This window comes from Photobacterium sp. 1_MG-2023, assembly GCF_030547945.1.
Classification (GTDB): domain Bacteria; phylum Pseudomonadota; class Gammaproteobacteria; order Enterobacterales; family Vibrionaceae; genus Photobacterium.
The window spans coordinates 16,319-37,164 of sequence record NZ_JAUORR010000025.1; the positions used below are offsets into that span (position 1 = coordinate 16,319).

20 protein-coding genes are annotated in these 20,846 nt (G+C 48.0%); 7 read left to right on the top strand and 13 right to left on the bottom strand.

Annotated elements, in window-relative coordinates:
- Positions 1–12: 12 nt before the first annotated feature.
- From Q4579_RS18130 to Q4579_RS18180, 11 genes are read right to left on the bottom strand one after another with little or no spacing between them, the layout of a single operon-like run.
- Positions 13–771, bottom strand: coding sequence for an SDR family NAD(P)-dependent oxidoreductase (locus Q4579_RS18130; protein ID WP_303566094.1), 759 nt, complete (start codon positions 769–771; stop codon positions 13–15).
- Positions 768–1,661: an MBL fold metallo-hydrolase gene (locus tag Q4579_RS18135; protein ID WP_303566095.1), complete on the bottom strand. Its 894-nt coding sequence runs from the start codon at positions 1,659–1,661 to the stop codon at positions 768–770. Before Q4579_RS18135 ends, Q4579_RS18130 begins: the two co-directional genes overlap by 4 nt.
- Positions 1,662–1,664: 3 nt before the next feature.
- Positions 1,665–2,663, bottom strand: a complete 999-nt coding sequence (locus tag Q4579_RS18140) for a beta-ketoacyl-ACP synthase 3 (RefSeq protein ID WP_303566096.1) — start codon at positions 2,661–2,663, stop codon at positions 1,665–1,667.
- Positions 2,664–2,668: 5 nt separating this feature from the next.
- Positions 2,669–2,995: an SCP2 sterol-binding domain-containing protein gene (locus Q4579_RS18145; RefSeq protein ID WP_303566097.1), complete on the bottom strand. Its 327-nt coding sequence runs from the start codon at positions 2,993–2,995 to the stop codon at positions 2,669–2,671.
- Positions 2,996–3,000: 5 nt separating this feature from the next.
- Positions 3,001–3,972: a diiron oxygenase gene (locus Q4579_RS18150; RefSeq protein ID WP_303566098.1), complete on the bottom strand. Its 972-nt coding sequence runs from the start codon at positions 3,970–3,972 to the stop codon at positions 3,001–3,003.
- 1 nt (position 3,973) lies between these two features.
- The gene (locus tag Q4579_RS18155; protein WP_303566099.1) at positions 3,974–5,494 is read right to left on the bottom strand and encodes an NAD(P)/FAD-dependent oxidoreductase; all 1,521 of its coding nucleotides are present in this window, start codon (positions 5,492–5,494) and stop codon (positions 3,974–3,976) included.
- Positions 5,495–5,512: 18 nt separating this feature from the next.
- Entirely contained in the window at positions 5,513–5,770 is a 258-nt protein-coding gene (locus Q4579_RS18160; RefSeq protein WP_211651541.1) for an acyl carrier protein, read from the bottom strand.
- 18 nt (positions 5,771–5,788) lie between these two features.
- Entirely contained in the window at positions 5,789–6,829 is a 1,041-nt protein-coding gene (locus tag Q4579_RS18165; protein ID WP_303566100.1) for a 3-oxoacyl-ACP synthase III family protein, read from the bottom strand.
- Complete coding sequence (locus tag Q4579_RS18170; protein WP_303566101.1) at positions 6,822–7,670, bottom strand: hypothetical protein; 849 nt, start codon at positions 7,668–7,670, stop codon at positions 6,822–6,824. Before Q4579_RS18170 ends, Q4579_RS18165 begins: the two co-directional genes overlap by 8 nt.
- Positions 7,661–9,190, bottom strand: coding sequence for an AMP-binding protein (locus Q4579_RS18175; protein WP_303566102.1), 1,530 nt, complete (start codon positions 9,188–9,190; stop codon positions 7,661–7,663). The genes Q4579_RS18170 and Q4579_RS18175 overlap by 10 nt, the downstream gene beginning before the upstream one ends.
- A 14-nt stretch (positions 9,191–9,204) precedes the next feature.
- Complete coding sequence (locus Q4579_RS18180; protein ID WP_303566104.1) at positions 9,205–9,723, bottom strand: flavodoxin; 519 nt, start codon at positions 9,721–9,723, stop codon at positions 9,205–9,207.
- A gap of 773 nt (positions 9,724–10,496) precedes the next feature.
- On the opposite strand from Q4579_RS18180, the gene Q4579_RS18185 reads away from it, so the two are divergent.
- The 6 genes from Q4579_RS18185 to Q4579_RS18210 all read left to right on the top strand — a co-directional run bounded on the left by Q4579_RS18185 (position 10,497) and on the right by Q4579_RS18210 (position 16,130).
- Positions 10,497–11,396: a LysR family transcriptional regulator gene (locus tag Q4579_RS18185; RefSeq protein ID WP_303566105.1), complete on the top strand. Its 900-nt coding sequence runs from the start codon at positions 10,497–10,499 to the stop codon at positions 11,394–11,396.
- Between the two features lie 231 nt (positions 11,397–11,627).
- On the top strand, positions 11,628–12,881 hold the full coding sequence (locus Q4579_RS18190; RefSeq protein ID WP_303566106.1) for an MFS transporter: 1,254 nt from the start codon (positions 11,628–11,630) through the stop codon (positions 12,879–12,881).
- Between the two features lie 240 nt (positions 12,882–13,121).
- A complete protein-coding gene (gene cobT / locus Q4579_RS18195; RefSeq protein ID WP_303566108.1) occupies positions 13,122–14,162 on the top strand; it encodes a nicotinate-nucleotide--dimethylbenzimidazole phosphoribosyltransferase in 1,041 nt (346 codons plus the stop codon).
- On the top strand, positions 14,163–14,951 hold the full coding sequence (locus Q4579_RS18200; RefSeq protein ID WP_303566109.1) for an adenosylcobinamide-GDP ribazoletransferase: 789 nt from the start codon (positions 14,163–14,165) through the stop codon (positions 14,949–14,951). It begins immediately after the preceding gene.
- Positions 14,944–15,498, top strand: a complete 555-nt coding sequence (cobU, locus tag Q4579_RS18205; protein ID WP_303566111.1) for a bifunctional adenosylcobinamide kinase/adenosylcobinamide-phosphate guanylyltransferase — start codon at positions 14,944–14,946, stop codon at positions 15,496–15,498. The genes Q4579_RS18200 and cobU overlap by 8 nt, the downstream gene beginning before the upstream one ends.
- Positions 15,495–16,130 carry a histidine phosphatase family protein gene (locus tag Q4579_RS18210; protein WP_303566113.1) on the top strand — a complete coding sequence of 212 codons (636 nt, stop codon included), beginning with the start codon at positions 15,495–15,497 and terminating at the stop codon, positions 16,128–16,130. The genes cobU and Q4579_RS18210 overlap by 4 nt, the downstream gene beginning before the upstream one ends.
- A 56-nt stretch (positions 16,131–16,186) precedes the next feature.
- On the opposite strand, the gene Q4579_RS18215 is transcribed toward Q4579_RS18210, so the two are convergent.
- Positions 16,187–17,647, bottom strand: coding sequence for an aerolysin family beta-barrel pore-forming toxin (locus Q4579_RS18215; protein ID WP_303566115.1), 1,461 nt, complete (start codon positions 17,645–17,647; stop codon positions 16,187–16,189).
- Between the two features lie 655 nt (positions 17,648–18,302).
- Here Q4579_RS18215 and Q4579_RS18220 point away from each other — a divergent pair.
- Positions 18,303–18,713: a cupin domain-containing protein gene (locus tag Q4579_RS18220; RefSeq protein WP_303566116.1), complete on the top strand. Its 411-nt coding sequence runs from the start codon at positions 18,303–18,305 to the stop codon at positions 18,711–18,713.
- A 58-nt stretch (positions 18,714–18,771) separates the two neighbouring features.
- Here Q4579_RS18220 and Q4579_RS18225 read toward each other — a convergent pair whose 3' ends face one another.
- The gene (locus Q4579_RS18225) at positions 18,772–20,817 is read right to left on the bottom strand and encodes an alkyl/aryl-sulfatase (RefSeq protein WP_303566117.1); all 2,046 of its coding nucleotides are present in this window, start codon (positions 20,815–20,817) and stop codon (positions 18,772–18,774) included.
- Between the last annotated feature and the right edge of the window lie 29 nt (positions 20,818–20,846).

Sequence of the window (20,846 nt, forward strand, 5' to 3'; positions counted from 1 at the left end):
ATTTCCCTGTTTTTAAACACTCATGCCACCGTCAACGACCAACGTATGACCCGTGATATAGTCTGCCCCTGACGACAACAGAAACAGCGCACAATTCGCAATTTCCTCAACCGTGCCCATTCGACGTGCCGGAACCAGATTTTTGATCCGTTTTCTCGCCGCTTCATCCATGTTCTGAACCATTTCTGTATCAACAAAGCCGGGCGCAATCGCATTCACCTGAATATGAAAACGAGCCATTTCATGGCTGAGTGTCCGTGTCAGGCCAACCAGTGCCGCTTTGGTCGCACTGTAATTGGCCTGGCCCGGACTGGCCTGAAGACCACTGACAGAGGACATCATGATCACCTTCCCTTCCCGGTGATGAATCATTTTTCTCAGTGCCGCCTGCGTCAGATAAAAGGTGCCACTCAGGTTTGTTGCAATCACATCCTCCCAGCTTTCAGAAGACATCGTCACTGCCGATTTATCTGCCGTGATACCCGCATTGTTAATCACGGCAAACAAAGGGCCGAAACGCGTTTCAATGGTTTCAACCAGTCCTTCCGCAACGTCTTTGTCACGAATATCCGCCTGAAATGCATGCACCTGAAGATTCTGAGCCTGAAAAGATGCAGCCAGATCCATGGCAGCGCCCGCACTGTTGCTGTAGGTAAAAACCACAGTCGCCCCCGCATGCGCCAGCAACTGAACAATGGCCTTACCGATTCCCCGAGAACCACCCGTGACTAAAACCACCTTGCCCTGAATGGTGTTCAATTGGTTGTTCATAAGTGTTTACCTGTCTGTACTTTTTCAATCGCATGAAGCATCACTGTCATGCTGCGTGTATGAAGAAAAGGTGAGATGTAGGAAGCGCAGTTGGACGCCCAGTCTGTGCTCAGCAAAGCCGCAAAAATTTCAGTATCCTCATGGCTGCGCTGACGATGCTGAAATCGTGCCATTAAGTCGTGAGCAGATTCTGATGCCGAATGTATCAGCGCCTGAATCCCATCACCTTTAACTAAACCGCCGTGGCCGGGAATCAGTTCATCAACTGCTAACTGTGACAACCGGCTGAGACTGGCCAAATAGGCTTCAACATCATCAAACATCAGCGGACGCCAGGACATCGACGGCACATGCAGATCGCCCAGCGCATCTGCACAAAAAAGACGTTTGTTCTTCCGATCGTAAAATGCGATCTGATCCTCGGCATGGCCCGGTGTTGCAATGACCTCAAATGTGCAGGTCTCACTCAGGGTCACGACTTCCTGTTGCTGCACCGCTTTGATTCGCATTTCCCGGAAATCCATCAGAGGAACCGGGGCCTCGCACAGTTCATGGTTTAACCGGCAGATCACCCCTTGCGCACGGTCACTCTGCCAATGCTGCTGAGTCGCTTCACTGGCGACAACCACAACGTTCGGCAAAAACGGATACAGCGCAGCCAGAGCGCCGCAATGATCAAAATGCGAATGCGTGATCAGCCACCAGTGCACCTTTTCCGGTTCAATCAGGCTTGTCAGTTGCTCCCAGACAGACTGACTGTGCCGGGCGATTCCCCCTTCAATCAGTGCCCACTGATCAGCTGAGACCTGAAACAGGTAAACAGGCACATCCTCACTGCCGAGCAGATACAGGTTGGGGGCAACTTCACCTGAAGATATACATTGCAACATCGGTCACCACACCGGCACTTGATACAATGCCGCCCCCCAGGTTGCGCCTGATCCATAGGTCAGCATCAAAATCAGATTGCCCGGTTTGAACTGAGACTGGCTTATGGCGTAAGTCACGGGAAACGAGGCTGATGCCATATTTCCCAATTGATCAACGGTCACCAGTAACTTCTCTGGCGGCAGGCTGAGATTTTCACGGACAGCATCCAGGATTCTCAGATTCGGCTGATGACACAGCACATAATCAATCGCATTCAGGGTCAGGCCATGTTTGTTCAGCATTGCTGTTGCAATGGCGGTCAGCGTTGTGCTGGCATGATCAAACATGGGTTTGCCCTGCATCACGAACTGAGTCTGACCGCTGTCGTACGCTTCCTGCGACAGAAAAGTTGCACCACTGGAACCGGGACTATGCGTCATGAGCAAATCAAAGAAGTCGCCGTCTGCGCCCAGTTCAAGATCCAGCATGCCTTGCCCGGCATGAGACTGACGCGAGATCACGGCTGCGCCAGCGCCATCCCCCAGCAAAATGGCCAGATTGCGGCCTTTGTCGCTGCAGTCCATGCGTTTCGACAAGGCTTCACCGCAGATCAACAGCACATGTCTGTATTTACCCGACTGCAGAAAATGACTGGCAATTTCATAACCGTATAAAAAGCCGCTGCACTGCGCGCGAATATCAAACGCAGGGACGGATCGCAATTCGAGCTGCTTTTGAATCAAGCAAGCCTGAGACGGATCGTGATGGTCCGGTGAAAGAGTATTCACAATCAGACAATCAATATCAGACGGTTTTAAACCCGCATCCGCTATCGCCCGCTGGCCAGCCTGAATCATGAGTTCACTGATCCCCGCGTCACCATTCTGATGGAAACGGCTGAACACCCCGGTTCGTTCCAGAATGAAAGACTCAGAGGTATTCATCATCGACACAATATCTGAATTCAATACTCGCCGTTCAGGAAGTGCATAGCCTGTTCCCGAAATAAAAGTACTTGTCATATTGTTCACTTAAAAATGTTGTCCATTTTGCTGGCGAGATAGATATTTCCTTTGACCAGCAGTTTCCGTGTCAAAATAGCCGTCATTCCTTTAATTTCGTTATTCACCAGACGCAGATAAGTTTCATCATCAGTTTCAAAAGTGACATTGGGTTTCTCGACCACCCCTGAAATAATTTCATATTTCCCGTCATTGACGAATACACAGAAATCACGGCCTTTGTCCCCTTTAATTTTCCACTGATAACGGGAAACAATGCCTTTACTTTGTTCAGGCTGAAAACGTGCTTCCATTGAAGTAATCACTTCATCAATGCTGTTTAATTTCGCCATAATCTTTAACTATCCTTGTGGTTTAATGTGTCGAGCAAGTGGCCAAAGCCCTGCATGACCCAAATGTCGTGATACATCGGGTTGTAAATTCCGGAAGAGATAAAGTAATGCATCAGTGGCTTCATCAATTCATCATTTAATTGCTGCCGATGCGGGGATTCAAGTACCGTTTCAAGCAAAGTTTCCTGATCATCAAAAGCAGGATCTGCCGGGTTTACGCGGTCAAAACAATCGACATTCGTCACACCCTGATCAATCAGTTGACGCACATAAACAGGCGTGAGTTGCTGTGCGTGTTCTTTAAACTCATCATCGGTATCAATCAGGCTCTTGATCATTTGCTGGCCCCATTTGATATGGCGCATTTCTTCCCGCCAGTGAGCCTGCACAACCGCTTTTGCCATGGGATGTACATACTCTGCATCAGCATCAAGCCGCTGATATTCATCCGCAATCCATTCAATAATCATGGTGAGGTAGACCGCCATCAGCGGATATTTTCCGGTCCCCGCGTTATCATCATAAAAACTGCGAAGAAACTCAGGCATGGGATAAATTTCGATGCCGAAATAGTCCAGCGCCTTTCCGAAGACCAGCGTGTGGACCAGCTCTTCTTTAATAAAGTGCTTCATGTAATCACGAATCACAGGCAAATCATCAAAGGCACCGCCATTGAGCTCTTTCATGTAGTACTCAACCACAAGCGATTCCAGATGAATAAATGCAGACCACCACGACACCATTTCTTCCTGTGATAACCGGATGCGTTCTGCTTCAGTCATCTTGTCCCAGTAATCTGTCCCGTAAATCGAAATCCGTTCTTTCTTCCGCAATACCGGATGTTCTCCTACGGGTACATCCCAGGGATGATCGTTCAGCGTACTCATCGAACGTTTTTCAGAGGAGTTGATCAACCGTTCAGTGACAGTATTCAACCGATTAATTTTCTTCTCAAATTCAGCAGTATTCGTATCCATATCAAACCGTCTCCAAACTGTTTGTTGCAGGTGATTTCCGTATCGCATCCGCCCTGCATTTCAACGTTGCAGCAGTGAATCCGAGGCAAATTGCCGGTTCATAGCCAGCCCCGTTCATCCAGGTCCCAACAAAAGAAAGTCCCTCAACCGGTGTTTTTTTCAGAAAGCGCATATTTCTTCCCGGCAAGGGTTTATAACCAAACGAGGAGCCCCCCCCAGAATTGGTGAATTTCTGATTTGTACGCGGCGTCGAGGATTCAATGAATGCGATATGAGGTTTCAGCTCAGGAAAATATCTGAGCGCTCGTTGCAGGATCTTTTCGGTAATCTGCGCTTTCTTGGCTTTATATTCACGACGGGGCAGCGTCAGCCAGTCATCCTGCTGATCCAGCATTTCCAATTGAATGACATACCCATAATTTTCATCCAGTGCATGATAGTTTGAGATTGAAAGCGGCCAGGTGTCATACCGCTCCTCCCCGAGGCAGGCTTGCTTTGCCTGCACCGCATAATCTGGCGATGCAATCAGGTAATCCTGCTCATTGAAGCCAATGGATGACGGCGGAACATCCAGCCCGAGGTAAACGATAAAAGCACCCAATCCAAACGACAACGAATCAAACTTATCGCGATATGCTGCCGGCACGTTTTCAGCAGGCAGCAGCGAGAGCACCTGATGCGGACAGCCGGTAAAGATCAGATGATCGCAGCGGATATCATATCGGCGACTTTGTACGCCAGTCACCCGGCCGTGATGCACGTCAATGCTGTTCACCTCTTCTCTGACCAGCAATGTGCCACCTTTACTCACAAAGGCTGCTGCGAGCGCATCCGACAAAGCTTGGGATGAACCTTTTACATAACGTTTTTCGGTATACAGAAAGGTGTAGGCGAAATGCAGAAAATACAGTGCATCCGCTTCGACCGACTCAACCCCCAAATTAATCGCCAGCGAACTGAACAGAGTCATTAACCGAGGATCATCGAACCGTTGTTTCAGATAATCGTAAGTCGAGATTCTACTGAGCTGCTTACTTTGTAAAAATAACTCAGGGTCAATCTCATATTCCCCCAATGCCATCCTTGCCAGCATGTAGTTCTGATAACCATGGGTTTTCACATCATGGCAAAACGCATCCAACTGGGCTTTCTCATCCGGAAAAGAATCCCGCAGGCAAGCCATCATGGATTCGCCGTCCGCCGGCAGAGTGAGCTCCAGATCATCCAGCCGGAATGTCGTCAAATGATGATAGGGATGAAATTCGATCAGATCGAATAAACCAGCACGCTTCAAAGCATTTTCAACATTACCGGACTCACCGAACCCAGTCATTTTATGGAGACTGCAGTCGAATATATAACGTCGTTTACGCAGAAAATTCGTCGCATAGCCGCCTGGCTTAGTGTGCTTCTCAATTAAAGCAACATGTTTGCCACCCGCAGCCAGTACATTGGCATACACGAGGCCGGTTAAACCGGCCCCGACGACAACCTCATCCACAGTTAAGATCTGTTTGTCCATTCGATATCCAGTTGTCCGTTATTCAGCCGGGACAGCTTGTTTTTCTTCCAGTAATTCAGACAGAATTTCGGCGATCTTTCTGACTGTTGTCATTTCTTCATAACGCGCTGGCGGGATTTTAATTTGATATTTTTTCTCAATATTTACCGCAATTTCCAGCCCGGCTAAAGAATCCAGACCGAGTTCAATCAAATCTTCATCCGGTGCTAATTCATCAATATCGAGCTCTGCAGCATCAATTACATATTCGGTAATCACTGAATAAAGTGCTTCCATTTTTCAATTCCTTTTTTATTAACAGAGAGTCATTTTTCCAAGTTTCCAGACTTGGGCCGCGAAGCCCCAGCCTGTCGCAGCCCCTGCAAGGACGACTGTTCCGCCTTCCGGGATTTTGTTTTCCTTCAACGCGGTATACAGCGTGAAAGGAATCGATACCGAGACCACCACCCCTGTTTTATCCATGGTTGTGGTGAATTTTTCTTCCGGGCAACCGACTCCGGACGCCCAGGCATGCAGCAAAATAGGAGACGGCTGATGAAATACGAAATGATCAATATCTGCCGTTGTCAGGGATGCCATGCTGAGAGCACGGTTCACCGCAATCGGTACATTATCCGGGACGAACTCCTGCATTTTGCTCTGGCCTTCTTCTTCCAGAGTAAAAAGCAATTTGGCCCGTGTTTTTTCCGGATCGTTTTCGTGAAAACGCCATTGTGCTGTCGCAATATCATAATGATCCGCCCGGCTGTGCTGGGTCGCACTCAGCAAATCACTCTCATCATCGCTGCGAGTAATCAAAGCACCGGCACATCCATCGGCAAATATCGTTGCACTTCGGGCCGTAAAATCGAGCATATTTGAGATATATTCGCTGCAAACGACAATGACATTTCTGGCAAGCCCCTGCTGGACAAAACTGGCAGCAATTCTGAGATTCAGCAGAAAACTCGCACATTCCATTTGCGTGTCCATGTGCAAAGCACGATTCAGATTCATCGACTGTTTCAACGCGGTCGCCAGCCTTGGATATAAGCGCGCATCCGATTGAGTCCCGCGGCCATCGTCTGTCATGATCGGGCAAGATGCAGAACACAGGAGCAGATCGATATCGCCGGGAGCTAAACCGTTGCGATCGAGTAACCGACTGACAACCCTCTGTGCCACCTTGAGTTCACTTTCGCCATTTTCCGGACGAAAGTAGCCCCGTTTTTCAATGCCCCAGAAACGCCACCAGCGATTGGACATTTCAGGCAGTTGATCAAAAACTTTGTCTTCATTACCAAAGGACTGAGATGGCATTTCACATGTCAGTGAGGCCAGTTTTACTTTATGCATGGCTTCTCTCCTGAGCCCATTTCAGAGTGACCGTATCCACCTGCATCGAAAATAAATCGACACTCACCAGTTGAAATTGTCCAGCATCGGATGGACGCTGCGCCAAGTCATTCGGGATACCGAACGGACCTTCACAAACACCGGATTCCGGCGAATCGGACAACCATGATTCAACAATCGGTGTTGTCCCTGAAAAAGCAGGGTTGGACAGGATTTTATCGACACTCCGATTGATTTCCTGGGCGAGCGCAGGGTCATGCGGCAGCACAAACTGACCTTTTACTGAGTGCTCATCCTGAATATGTTTTGCCAGATTGACGCGTAACGGCTGGCCCTGCCATTGGATAGCTTCCGAGAAAAAAGACGGGGTCGGATCCGGCGTCAGCAACATGGCCATCACGCCATTTGAAACCTCAAATCCTGATTGGTTGCAGGGTTCGAGGTGAACGGTATTTTCAGCCCGAACAAGCAAAACACGGCGATAGCCTTGTGCGCCAGCCAGCAAATTCACGACATGAAGCGTTTTTGCTAAAGAAGCATCCATGGCATCAAAAACAAAGGCATGCTTCGCACCAATTTCTCGCTGTAATGGGTGACCAATTCGAGGTCCCATGACATTTGTTTTCGCAACCAGATGATCCGGTGACAGAGACAAACTCACGATCAGATCAATGGATTCAGCGCTACACGCCCCCTGAGCCAAAACATCGTCGACGCACGAGGTCAGAACAGGCAATAACGACTGTCCCTTCAATCCTTTCGTGCGATGAGCGCCATAAGGTCCCTTGACATGATTCAAGTTGTTTTCAAACAACTTGCAGGAAGCGGCGATTAACTGCATCGGATCGCCTCCCTGACTTCAAGATCGTTCTCTTCAGCAAGATCAATCAAACTCTGACGATTCAGTTTTCCGTTTGCATTTCTTGGCATCTCATGAAGTGCAATCACGGCACCGGGAGCCATGTATGATTCATGTTTGACTCGGATGTAGTGCTTCATCGCAGCTTCATCAATTTCACCGGTTCGGGTCACAACAAATAAGGTTGCGCGTAATGTATCTCGCACTCTGGAACTGGGGACAAGAACAGCCTCTTGAATCTCGGGAAATGCTTCACACACCGACAGTTCGATCACGGCAGGTACAATCCAGCGTCCATTGACTTTAAATAAGTCATCTTCGCGGCCCAGATAACAGAAGGAACCATGTTCATCCAGCTCAAACAAATCCCCGGTGCGATACCAACCGTCACAGAATTTTTCTGCGGTCACTTGCTCTTGTTTGAGATAGCCTGAACTCAAACTAGGGCCACGAATCAGCAATACACCCGCCATATGTGGGGTCTGAATCTTTTGTCCGCTTTTATCGATCAGTCGGTATTCATAGCCATCCAACATGCGGGTTAACAAAGAACCGCGATGCGCTTCATTCACACTGGCCAGAAACACATGTCCGAGTTCGGTTGCACCAAAACCATTCTTAATGTGCACCCCCAATTCGGCCCAATAATCAGCCTCTTCCCGGCTCAGTACAGACCCCGCAGAGACGGCGGTTCGGATAATACTGGCAACATCTTTCGCTCTTGGACGAAGAAGATTAAAAATAGCCGGACCGCCAAACAGAACTGTCGGGCGGCTTTCATTCAAATGACTGACGATGCTGTTCAACTTAGGCCATTCACAGTCAAGAACCGCAGACGCACCGGTAAAGAGAGGGAAAAACAGACTGTTTCCCATGCCGTAACCAAAAAACATTTTCGGGACGGAATAAATCACATCCGCAGAACTTAAGCCCAGCCATGAACACGCAACATTGCGGCAAAAAGATAATGTTGCTTCTGCAGAATGGCGGACAGCTTTAGGAAGCCCAGTAGACCCGGATGTAAACTGTAAGTAACTCGTGTCTGTACCTGGCGTTCTGACAAAATCACGCCAGTCAGGGTTTCCCTCCCCTAAAGAAAAATCAGAAATATCAACCTGATGATCATCCTCAGCAAACAACACTTCAAACTGGCAGTCGTGCGGGATATATGTCGCTTTATCAATTGAGGTAAAAATCAGTTTTGCATCTGTCAATTGAATCACATGCTGTAAACCTTCATGCTTCGTCATTGGATTCACGACGGAAGGAATGCCACCGCAGGCGATCGTGGAAAGGAAAGCACACACAAGTGAAGGACTATCGTTCAGATACAGAACAACCTGATCACCGGGTTCAATATAATGACAAAGCTGACTCGACAATTCACTGACGGATTGAATCATCCGCTTACGCGTAATGAGATTGCCTTTATAACGGTAAAGCGGCAATTGCATGTCATGACGATGAAACAGTAATTCTTCCGTGAGATTCAAAACTCTCATTCTGTTTAGCTCCCTTAAACAGCCGCCGCGTAAGTTTCTAAAATGTCGCAACACCATTGCGCAACTCGGGATTGCGTCATGACTGATTGGCTTTCTTCGTCAATTGCCAAACCCACAAAATGTTTGCCGTCTGCCGTTAATGCACGGGATTTTTCAAATTCATAGCCTTCATTTTTCCACTGCCCAATCGGCTGAACACCCCGCAAAACCAGTGACTCATGAATCATCCCCATGGCGTCCAGGAACCACTCCGGATAGCCGTATTGGTCGCCTACACCAAATAAAGCCACCGTTTTTCCTGAAAGATTCAAACGCTCAAAGATGTCCCACTGCTCTTCCCACTCCGACTGAAGATTTCCATAGTCCCAGGTCGGGCAGCCAAAAATAATGATGTCCTGTAATTCAATATCTTTAAAACCCACTTCTTCGATATCAAACTTTTCCGCAATTTTTTCACCCAGCGTATCCAATAAGCACTCGGATACCATCTCAGTGTTTCCAGATGTCGATGCGTAGTAGATCCCTATTTTCACGGTATATCTCCTATAATGATGAGAGGATCATATTTGAAGCCCGACGAAACAAAAAACTGACTCTTCACAGGAGAAAAATGGTTTAGCGTGCAGTAATCATTGATAGATAAAACTCAAGCCCAGATTGATAAGAAGAATCATCCAAAATGACAATGAAAAACCTGACTAACAAAAGCTAGTTAAAAACTCACTAGTTTTTATAAAGGAGAATAAACAAAATTTCTGATCATGACGCATCATTGCCTGATCAACATGCGGAATAATGATGAACAACTCCTCCGTCATCCGACCAGATAAATAACATTTACATCAATAAAGAGGAGAAAAACATGAAATAAACAATGCTCTGGATGTGTATTCAATTGTTCAATTGAAATCGAATGACTCTAATCAAGTCATTACGTGACTACGCTCAAATTTACATCATTATCGTGCGGACACACAGTTTGAAAATGCTCAACAAGAGCGTTATGATAGCGCCCCGATACATAAGAAATATCTATCAAATTAATATACAGATAAAAGAAATAGATACCCTACATTATCAGTTGCTTATGGAACCATAAAATGATATCGGCACTTGCTAACCAAACATTTGAACAAGTGGAAGTGTTTTTATCTCCTATCTACCCGACTTTGAACACCCGATAGTTCAGGTAAAAATCACGCTTCCTTACGCTTGAATCTTTCAATCAAATTGAAAAAGAAACCTTTCAAACAATAGTTTACTTTTGTTTCGTAGGCTTGTGTAGAAATCACGGACGAGTCAAAAAATGTATATCAAAAATCTGAACCACGTTTACTCATTTCTGAATGTCGTCAAAACGGGGTCAATTTCATCTGCGTCACGACTGATGAGAAAATCGCAAACCTCGGTGAGCAACAGTGTTGTCAGTTTAGAAATAGAGCTAGGCGTGGATTTACTGATTCGCGATGGCCAGAAAGCAATTCCGACAGAAGAAGCGATTCAACTGATCCCCTACATGGAAAACTTACTCAGTTACCAAAGAATTCTGTCTAGCATTGCAGATGAGATTTTTGCCGACAAACCTGAGTTACACATTTACATTGATCAACGGGTCTCCAGCCGGTTTCTTGATTTATTACAGAACGTTATCCTCGATCATGAAGATAAAACGGTCAACATTCACCGAGGATTAGATATTGATAACATACAACAGTCGAAACGTGGTGATATATACATTGTTATTTCCATTTTTAATGATTTATCGCTACATAAATTAGATAAAAAAACACTGGGCATTCGTGAAGATGTGATTGTCGTTTCTGCTCAGAATAAACGCGTTCAAGAGAATCGAACTGTGTGTTTCAATGAGATCTTAAATCACAGACAGATTTATGTTTGTAACAGTATTGCCGACGTCCAATCAAATCCGCTCAGTTCAAAGGTCTGTTTCGTCGACTCTTATGACGATGCGATTCACTTTATCAAAAATGATTTCGGGTGGGGGATCCTTCCCTATTATGTCATCGAAGACGAGCTGAAAGCCGGCTCTCTCATTGCGCTGGAAGATAAAAAGAAACATGACGCCACCCTTCAGCACAATGTCTACTGTTACTTTTCTCCACTTTTGCGAAACAGCCCTGCCTTCAAAACCTTCATTCAGCACTGTAAAACCAGCATGATCCATGCTTGTGAAACAGAAACATAGCCATCAGTCTCAACCACCAGTGAATCATCCGGGCTATCATGGCACCCAAAGCTTGCAGGTCGCTTGATGGGATGAGTGATGCAAGCTATTGTTTGAGCAGCATTTCAATATGAAATAAAAAACATATCATTCCATACCTGCCTAGGGTTAACATGCCCCCCAACAACCAACGCGGATCGTGGCTGATACCGTCTGCCGCGCGATAAGGAACACATTCAAAAGGACTTTTCATTGATATCGCAACGTATCACCGAATCTCTCAAAGCTTATCAAGGATTACCGAAAGAAATTTATGCGCTGTCACTTGCGCGTTTTATTCTTGGGCTGGGTAATTTCATCATTCCTTTTCTGGCACTGCTGCTGACCCAAAAACAGGGCTATTCAACCGCAGCCGCGGGCACACTGGTCATGCTCGTAACCGGTACTTATATGCTGGGCGGTTTTCTTGGCGGGAAGTTGTCAGATAGCTACGGGCATAAGCAAGTGATGGTTGCCGGAGAACTATTAGGCGCTATCATTTTGCTGATCTGTGGCTTTTTTGCAGAACACCATTGGATTGCCCCTGCGTCCATGTGTCTTGCCTATTTCTTTATTGGCGTTGCTTTGCCAGCGAGCAATGCGCTGGTCGCGGATCATTCCCAGCCACAAAACCGCGATGCCGTGATGTCACTGAGTTATCTGGCCTACAATCTTGGTTCTGGCGTTGGACCCGTTGTGGCTGGCTACCTGTTCTGGAATCACACCGAATGGATTTACTGGGGAAATGGTCTGGCGGTACTCATCGGTATCCTGATTGTCCAGTTTCAGGTGAGCAGTGTTCAGCAACATCAAAATAACGATGACACCAACCAATCCATCTTGGAGCAGGCGACCGATCGCTCCGTTTGGGCAGTATTCAGAGAACGGCCCCGTCTCCTTATTTTTGGCGTGCTCTGTACGCTGCTCTGGTTTGCACTCAATCAGATGACGCTCACCAGCCCGCTCTATTTCAGTCAGTTATTCAGTGCAGACGGTGCCGTATTATTCGGTCAGCTCATGACATTCGCCAGCATTGTCGTCGTTGTGACCACACCTTTTGTGCTTCGGCTCACCCGAAAGCAATCCGAATTCAATAGTCTGGCGCTGGCGGGCACACTCTTTGCACTTGGGTATCTGGGAATTCTGCTCTCTACAGCGATCCCTTTTATTTTTGCGGCCTGGTTTATCCTTTCTGTGGCTGAAGTCTTACTGCTGACCAAAGAAGGCGTTTATATCGCCAATCATTCCCCGAGCAGCCACCGGGGTCGCATTAGCGGCGTCCTCCTGACCATCCGAAATATTGGCCTGATGCCTTCATATCTGCTGATAGGTTTTTCAATAGAACAGGTTGGCTACGACACATCCTGGCTGATCATTATTGGCGTTGCAGGTTTGGCTGCGGTCAGTTTTGGCATCCTTCATGTGCAGCAATCAGGGAATACCGTCCCCTCTCGGGCACATTCCTGACAAAAATATCAATCACTTTGTTTTCGCTGGATAGCTGCTATACATGCAGATAAACTGCGAAAAAATTCTGAGCATAGAAGTCACAAGAAATAACGGACGTTCTGCGCTGGCACCCAGCCAGACATGCTCGATGTAACATCGCACCTCGGCGGCTCTGAATACGCTTTGCTGGGCAAAGTATTTGCTGTAAAGCGCCCCGAATCAAACAGCGACCCCATTATCGACACGGAGAGATCAGCGATGACTTTAGATACACGCCACAGTGAAGCGATTCAGGAACGTATTGACACCAAAACCAAGCCACCGGGTTCTCTGGGGCAGCTTGAAACAACTGCATTACAGCTTGCCCTGATTCAGAGCCAGGGACAACCAGAAGCCGTTCAGCAAATTACGCTGTCCAACCCAACCCTGCTGCTGTTTGCCGGTGACCATGGCATTGCAAAAGAAGGCGTGAGTATCGCCCCCAGTGAAGTCACCCAACAAATGGTGCTGAATTTTCTGGCCGGTGGTGCAGCAATCAATCAGTTCTGCCGCATCAATGCCATTGCGCTGAAAGTGATTGACTGCGGCATTCTGCTTCCGGTTGACACCGATCACCCTGATTTCATTCTGCAACGTTTGGGTGCCAGAACCCAGAACCTTGCTGAAAAGCCGGCCCTGACCAAAGCACAGGTCGCACAGGGCCTTGAACTGGGGGGTGCCATTGCGCAACGTACCATTGAGTCGGGTTGTAACCTGTTGATGTTCGGTGAAATGGGCATTGGAAACACCAGTAGTGCTTCCGCATTGCTGGCAGCAATCACGCAGACCGACGTTGCCTATTGCGTCGGTAAAGGAACCGGCATCAACGATACACAAATGAGTCAGAAAATCAGCCTGATCCGAAAAGGGGTCGCTAGATATCACGAAACCGGTCAACCCGACCCATATCGTGCACTCGAAGAACTGGGCGGTTTTGAGATTGTGCAGATGGTCGGCGCATTTTTTCAGGCCAGTGAACAGCGTGTGCCTGTGCTGGTTGATGGTTTCATTGTGTCGGTCGCCGCGTTTATCGCAACACGCATCAAACCGGAAGCAAGAGATATCATGATCTTTGCCCACCGCTCCGAAGAACAGGGCCACCAGAAAGTACTGGCAGAAATGGAAGCACAGCCGTTACTCGATCTGGGTTTACGCTTGGGGGAAGGCACAGGCGCTGCGCTTGCTTATCCGCTGCTGGCCGCCAGTGCTGAGTTTTACAATCACATGGCCAGCTTTGCAGATGCCGGAGTCACGGTATAAATGCTCAACCTTCGTTATCAGGCGCAATTATTTTGTCTGGCGGTTTCATTTTTCAGCCGCCTGCCGATCCCTTCGGCAACGCCCTACTCGGATGAACGGATGAACCGCGCCGGGCGTTATTTTGCGCTGGTCGGGCTATTACTGGGCGCCTTGTGCGCCCTCCTTTATGCTTGGGCATCTCACTGGTTTCCACCCCAGATCGCTGTTTTTCTCATGATGGTGTTCAGTCTCCTGCTGACTGGTGCCTTTCATGAAGATGGCCTGACAGATATGGCCGATGGCATCGGCGGCGGCATGGCGACAGAACGCCGTCTTGCCATTATGAAAGACAGCCGAATCGGCACCTATGGCGCGGCAACGCTCGTGATGGCGTTGCTGGGTAAATTTATCATGCTCAGTTATCTGGCCACAGAAACCGGGCTGGTCGCGGCACTGATCGTGGGCTATACACTCAGCCGGGCTGTCGCTGCAACACTCATTTTTGACATGCACTATGTCCGCGAGAGTGACACCAGCAAAAGCAAGCCGCTTGCCAGCGCTCAGACGATGCCTGAATTACTCTTTCTGATTGCCACCGGTGTGCTGGTCTGCCTGATTTTTACCCCGCAACTGACCCTCCCGCTCATTCTGGGTGCAGTGATTTTCCGAATGGCCTTCAAGTTCTGGCTGAATGCAAGACTGGGCGGATTTACCGGCGATTGCTTGGGGGCTGCACAACAATTGATGGAACTGCTGATTTATCTGATCATCATTGCCTCGGTGAACCCGACTGGTGGTATACATGGCTGACTCGTCAAATATTCGCCTGATTCTGGGCGGTGCCCGTTCCGGCAAATCCAGCTATGCGGAAAAACTGGCGCATCAATTATCGACCCCGGCTCGTACCTTGCATTATGTCGCAACGGCCACTGCATTCGATGAGGAAATGCAGGCACGAATTCTGCACCACCAGCAGCAGCGTGGCACAGCTTGGGTTGAGCATGAATGTCCGCTAGAATTAGCCACTTTGCTGACAAGCTTTCGGGCTGGCGACATTGTGCTGATCGAATGCCTGACCCTGTGGCTCAATAATCTGATTTTCGAACTCGGAACAACCTGTAGCCACGATCAGTTAACCGCCCGAATTACTGAAGTGGCAGCAACGGCCAGCCAGTGTCCTGCGCAGTTGATCTTTGTTTCGAACGAAGTCGGACTCGGTGTCGTGCCGATTGGAGAAGTCAGCCGCACTTTTGTGGATCATGCCGGTCGGATGAATCAGAAAATCGCAGCGATAGCCAGTGAAGTCACGCTGATTGCGGCCGGATTGCCACTTCAGCTCAAAGGCGCTTCATCATGAACACTTGCGAGAAATCTTACACGGTGACGCTGGTTCGCCATGGGAAAGTGAATGGCCCGCCAGCGCTCTATGGCACAACAGATATTGCGGTGACCGAAGCCGTTAACCAAAACATCTGCCGCCAAATTCAACATCACCCGATTCCCTTTGATGTGATCATCAGTTCCCCCTTACGCCGCTGCCAGTCACTGGCCGAGCTACTGCGCGGTTCAATTCCCTTGATCACAGTGTCCGGATTTCAGGAGATACACTTTGGTGAACTTGAGGGCCAGCCATTTGAATCGCTCACCCCGCACAATCAAACCTGGCAACGATTAGAGCAATTTTGGGACAACCCGGCCAGTCATCCCCTTCCGGAGGCTGAGTCACTGGAGCATTTCTTCTGCCGGGTTCAATCCACCTGGACGCAAACCATCGCAACCCATCGGAAAGATTTACTGATCGTCACCCACGGTGGTGTCATCCGGGCGATCCTGGCAGATGTTCTGGGACTCGACTGGCGAAACCCCAAATGGTATTCAACACTGAATATCGCCAATGGCAGTCTCACACAAATTCAGGTGACGCACCGTGAGCACCAAGTCTACTTTGCCGTGAAGCAGATTGGTTCAGTCATGCCATTGCAAGCCTAAAAAAACCGGAAACCACGCAGGGTTTCCGGCTGATTGTTTCACTCAGATCATGTCAGTTAAACACCTGAGTTTTCTTGTCTCACACTCACCTGAACATCCGTCAGACCCGCATCTTCCAGCTGATCTTTGATGCTTTTTTCCATCGTTGCCATATTGCTGTCTCCCTGTGGCAACGGGATTTCTTCAAAATACAGCTCACCGGTGAATTGGTCTTCAGCGTAGAACTGGCCTTTGATTCGGGCTTTCTTCGGTGCCAGTACTTTACCCAGCCAGTAACGGGTGTCATAAGAGCCCGCAGTTTGCGCGATCCAGTTCCAGTCCCAGATTTTATTCATGCCGGTAATATCGCGGTGATCCCACTGGAATTCCAGGCTCTTTTCATTTCCGGCAAAACGGCCAATTGCAAAAGTTGTGCTGAAGTTTGGTCGATCTTCCGGGTGCCACAGCAAGCCATTCCCCGACCAGCGCATAAAGCCATCGAAGCCCAGTTCATAAGACACATCTGCATCAAACACATAAGGGTAAGAAATGTCGGCACGGTATACATTCAGCAGCACTTTCAGCGCGCTGTTTGCTGGCACGGTCGGTCTGGCCTGAATCGTCACACGGTTACTTTCTTCCCCGCCGCTGGTGCTGCCCCAGCCTTGCGTGGCACCAATGGTGACCTGAATCGACTTATCCACCCCGCCGGTCACTTCCGGGCTCTTAAACGTACTGGTCACCGCGACGCTCTCACTAAAGCTGTAGCTGTTGTTTTGTGACCAGCTTGTCGAGGTATTGTAGCTGATATCAATCACGTACTGTTGTTCAATACTGGTTTTGTTGATGGCCGTGGACGAAATGGTATTCACCAGTTGGCTGTTCGAGTTCACAACAGAACCGTCGACTTTAAAAGACTTTGGATCCATGGTGTACGAAAAGTTTTTCACCGAAATGGTGCTCATTTCCTGACAACGATAACCTTCACATGGCCCATCATTCCCGCGGATTTTCCAGGCATTGGCCTGACTGTCCCACCAGACTTTCATATCTTCACCTACCTGAGCGCCTTTCGGACCGCCCACCCAGGCATACCCCATATGATGCGCCAGATAAGCAGCTGGCAATACGAAGTTGTCAGCATCGTTCACCAGCGTCCACTCAACCCGCTCTTTCGAACCTTCATCAATGGTGACAGAAGGGAATGTTAAAATGTTGGTGTCGGCATTGAGCGGGTAACAGGCAGTATGATCAGCACTCCCTTCTTTAATTTCCCCCTGATAACCCGGCCCCATAATCACCCAGCCATCAGCCAGCGTGACATACGACCACTTACCGATTTTATTCATGATCGAATCCCGGAAACGCAATGCTTCTGCACGTGTCACCGGTCTGTAATCGGCTTTACAGACGGCGGGTCCAAGATTGTAATGGATTTCGACTTCTTCCGGATAAAACGCACTGGTTTCAATCGCTGAAGCGCTCGCTATATATCCGAATGGGAGAATTAATAGTAAAGGTGTCCATTTTTTTTTCATATTTGCCTTCTTGTTCATTGTTGTTATCGCATAAGAAATTGCGCAATTTTTTGAATAATACACTTTGCACATATGCGATAAATCTTATACCAAGGTGAATTTTATCGAGTCAATCAATTATTTCAGGGGGTGTATCTTTATTTTGTTATAAAAATAATCAAATTAACCTGCCAATCAATTCATTTGTAGATTTAAATATTACGGAAGTGCAATTCAGAGATTAGTCAATTACGTATCAAAAACAAACTATAAAAACATGAACTTACAGAGAAACTCATGGAACAACCTGTACTTCAACACCAGTCACTTAGGACAAACACCCAATTTATCATGTTAAAAATAAATCCGTTTTCAGTTCATCATTTGATGAAAAAACATACCGCTAAAAATCAGGAAATAAAATTAAAAATGTGATCAAATCAATAGTTCTCTCTTCGAATACTTCCGCATCAACAGCGATGAATCATTCACTTTAATTCCGAACCATTCAGAAAAATCAAATACAGTTTTCTATCAGACTCAATAGTCATTCGGCGCACTGTAAGTAAACACCGGTTCAATCAACCCAAAAATAAATGGTGCATCAGAAGCAATCGGGAGTGAATTCCCCCGTCTGCTATCTTTGTCTTATATTTTGGCGCAGGGAGATCAAATCATGAACATGAAACAGCCGCGACAACTGGCAAACCACTGTTTGCGTCTTCGTCCGGATGCCGGTATTGAAGAGTTAGCCATTGATGAGACATTCTGGCCTCGCCTGATGGCTGGCCAGCTTGGCGATTTTCACAACGAGTATCTGGTGAGCTTATATGAGTTTTCAGAAAACTGGCCTAGCAGTGAAATTCATCCGCTGGGCGATGAAGTCGTCATTTTACTGGAAGGCGCTGCGGTGTTTCAGCTTGAACTGAAAGAAGGGATGCACGCTGTCGAATTGTCACAGCCCGGCGCTTACGTGTTCGTGCCGAAAGGCACCTGGCACACCGCAAAAATCCAGCAACATGCAAAAATGCTGTTTATTACGGCCGGAGAAGATACACAGCACCGACCTCACAGCGATTCGCCCTGAAACAACAGGGCACTCAAAATTGAGTGCCCTGTGTCGTTGTTGCTTTTGCAGCACAACCTTATGGCGTGACGATATTGAACCAGAAATCAAAATTATCCAGATAGGAGACCAACTCGCCGAGTTTGTCTTGATCGCCGGTAATTTTCACATCACCTTTTTCGATCGCATCTTCGAGCTTCATTTGCTTCAGCATAATCGCATTCAGAGTCGTCCTCGCCAGTGTGACAGACACATCTGCCTCTTTCGATTCAGCCCCGCGAGTATGGTTCAGAACACCATTCTCCATTTCCAGCAAATATTTTTCTTTCAGATCGGTGAAATCAAAATTCAGCACAATAGATTTTCCATCAGCCTTTTCGCTGTTCAGCCGCATCGCCAGATAGTCGAAAAACAGATCCAGACTCATGGCTTTCACAGTATCCGGGCTCGCCGTATCGGGCACTGGCAGTTTATTCACCCCTTCCCGCAGCTCTTTGGCACCCGTCAGGTAAAAGTTACGCCATGGGCCACTTTCTGCCTGATAGCCCATTTGCTCCAACGCGTCTGCCTGCAGGTTCTTGGCAGCCTGATTGGACGGATCAGCAAACACAGCGTGATTCACCACTTCGGCCACCCAGCGATACTCGCCTTTGTCGTAATAGGCTTTTGCTTTTTTCAGCAATTCATCGGCACCGCCCATCATGTCCACATAACGTTTGGCAGATTCAACAGGGGTTAAAGGATGCAGGGTTGCCGGATTCCCGATAAACCACCCCAAATACAGCACATAAGTGGCTTTCACGTTGTGGTTAATGGAGCCATAATAGCCACGATTTGAAAAATAGGTGTCCAGCGCTTTCGGTAATTGAAACTCCTCTGCAATTTCAACCATGGTTTTCCCCTGGTTCGCCATTCGAAGCGTTTCATCATTGATAAACCGATACAGGTCGCGCTGGGACTTCAGATGCTGATTAATATTGTCTTTTCCCCAAACAGGCCAGTGATGCATCGCGAACATGACGTCCGCATCCTTACCCCACATATGAATCGCCTGGTTCAGATATTTGGACCATGCCAGCGGATCCCGGATTTTCGCGCCACGCAGAGAATAGGTGTTGTGCAGGGTATGCGTGGAATCCTCAGCAGCATTGATAGCTTTCTTCTCTTTAATATAAAAGAGCATTTCCGAGGGTGCTTCAGAGCCGGGCGCATACAGAAACTCATAAGTCAGGCCGTCAATAACACGGGTCTCACCTGTTTTTTCAATAATATCTGTCGGCGGAATTAAAGAGACGGTCCCTGCTGAAGTCGTCGTCCCTAAGCCAGCACCCACTTGTCCCGTCGGACTTGGCGGCAGCAAGTTACCGTACATGTAGGAGGCCCGGCGACTCATCGCTGTCCCTGCCATCACGTTTTCAGCCACCGCAGCTTCCATAAAGCCAACAGGGGCATAAATTTTCACTTTTCCGGCTTTCACATCTGCTTCATCCACAACCCCCCGCACACCACCGTAGTGATCAACATGGCTGTGAGTATAAACAACAGCAACCACAGGTTTTTTGGGACGATGTTCGAAATACAGATCCAAAGCAACCTTTGCGGTTTCAGTCGAAATCAGCGGATCAAAAATGGTGAGGCCTTCTTTCCCTTCCACAATTGTCATATTCGACAGATCCTGATTTCGGACCTGATAGATGCCTTCCGTGACTTCAAACAAACCAGAGATATTGATCAGTTGCGACTGGCGCCACAAACTGGGGTTGACTGTATCCGGAGACGCTTTCCCTTCTTCGATAAATGCATACTTCGCCGGATCCCAGACCAGATTTCCCTGCTCACCTTTAATTTGCGCCTGAGGCAACGCAGCAATAAAACCTTTGTGCGCATTTTCAAAACTGGTTTTATCCTCAAACGGCAGTGCTTCCATCAGTGCCTGATTGGCGGATTTGGTCGCATCGGTCGCGGGCTTGGGTTCTTCCGCCGCAAACACCGCGGGGGCGAGGAATGCACTCAGCACAAATACGGATGCCAGCCGGGCCGTCCGGCGCACATCTTCAGACCTTGTTGTAATTCGTTGCTTCAACCTGAACATACAGGTCAAATCCTGACTCAATGTCGCCTTCATTTCATCACTCCTTCATGATTTAGAACCCA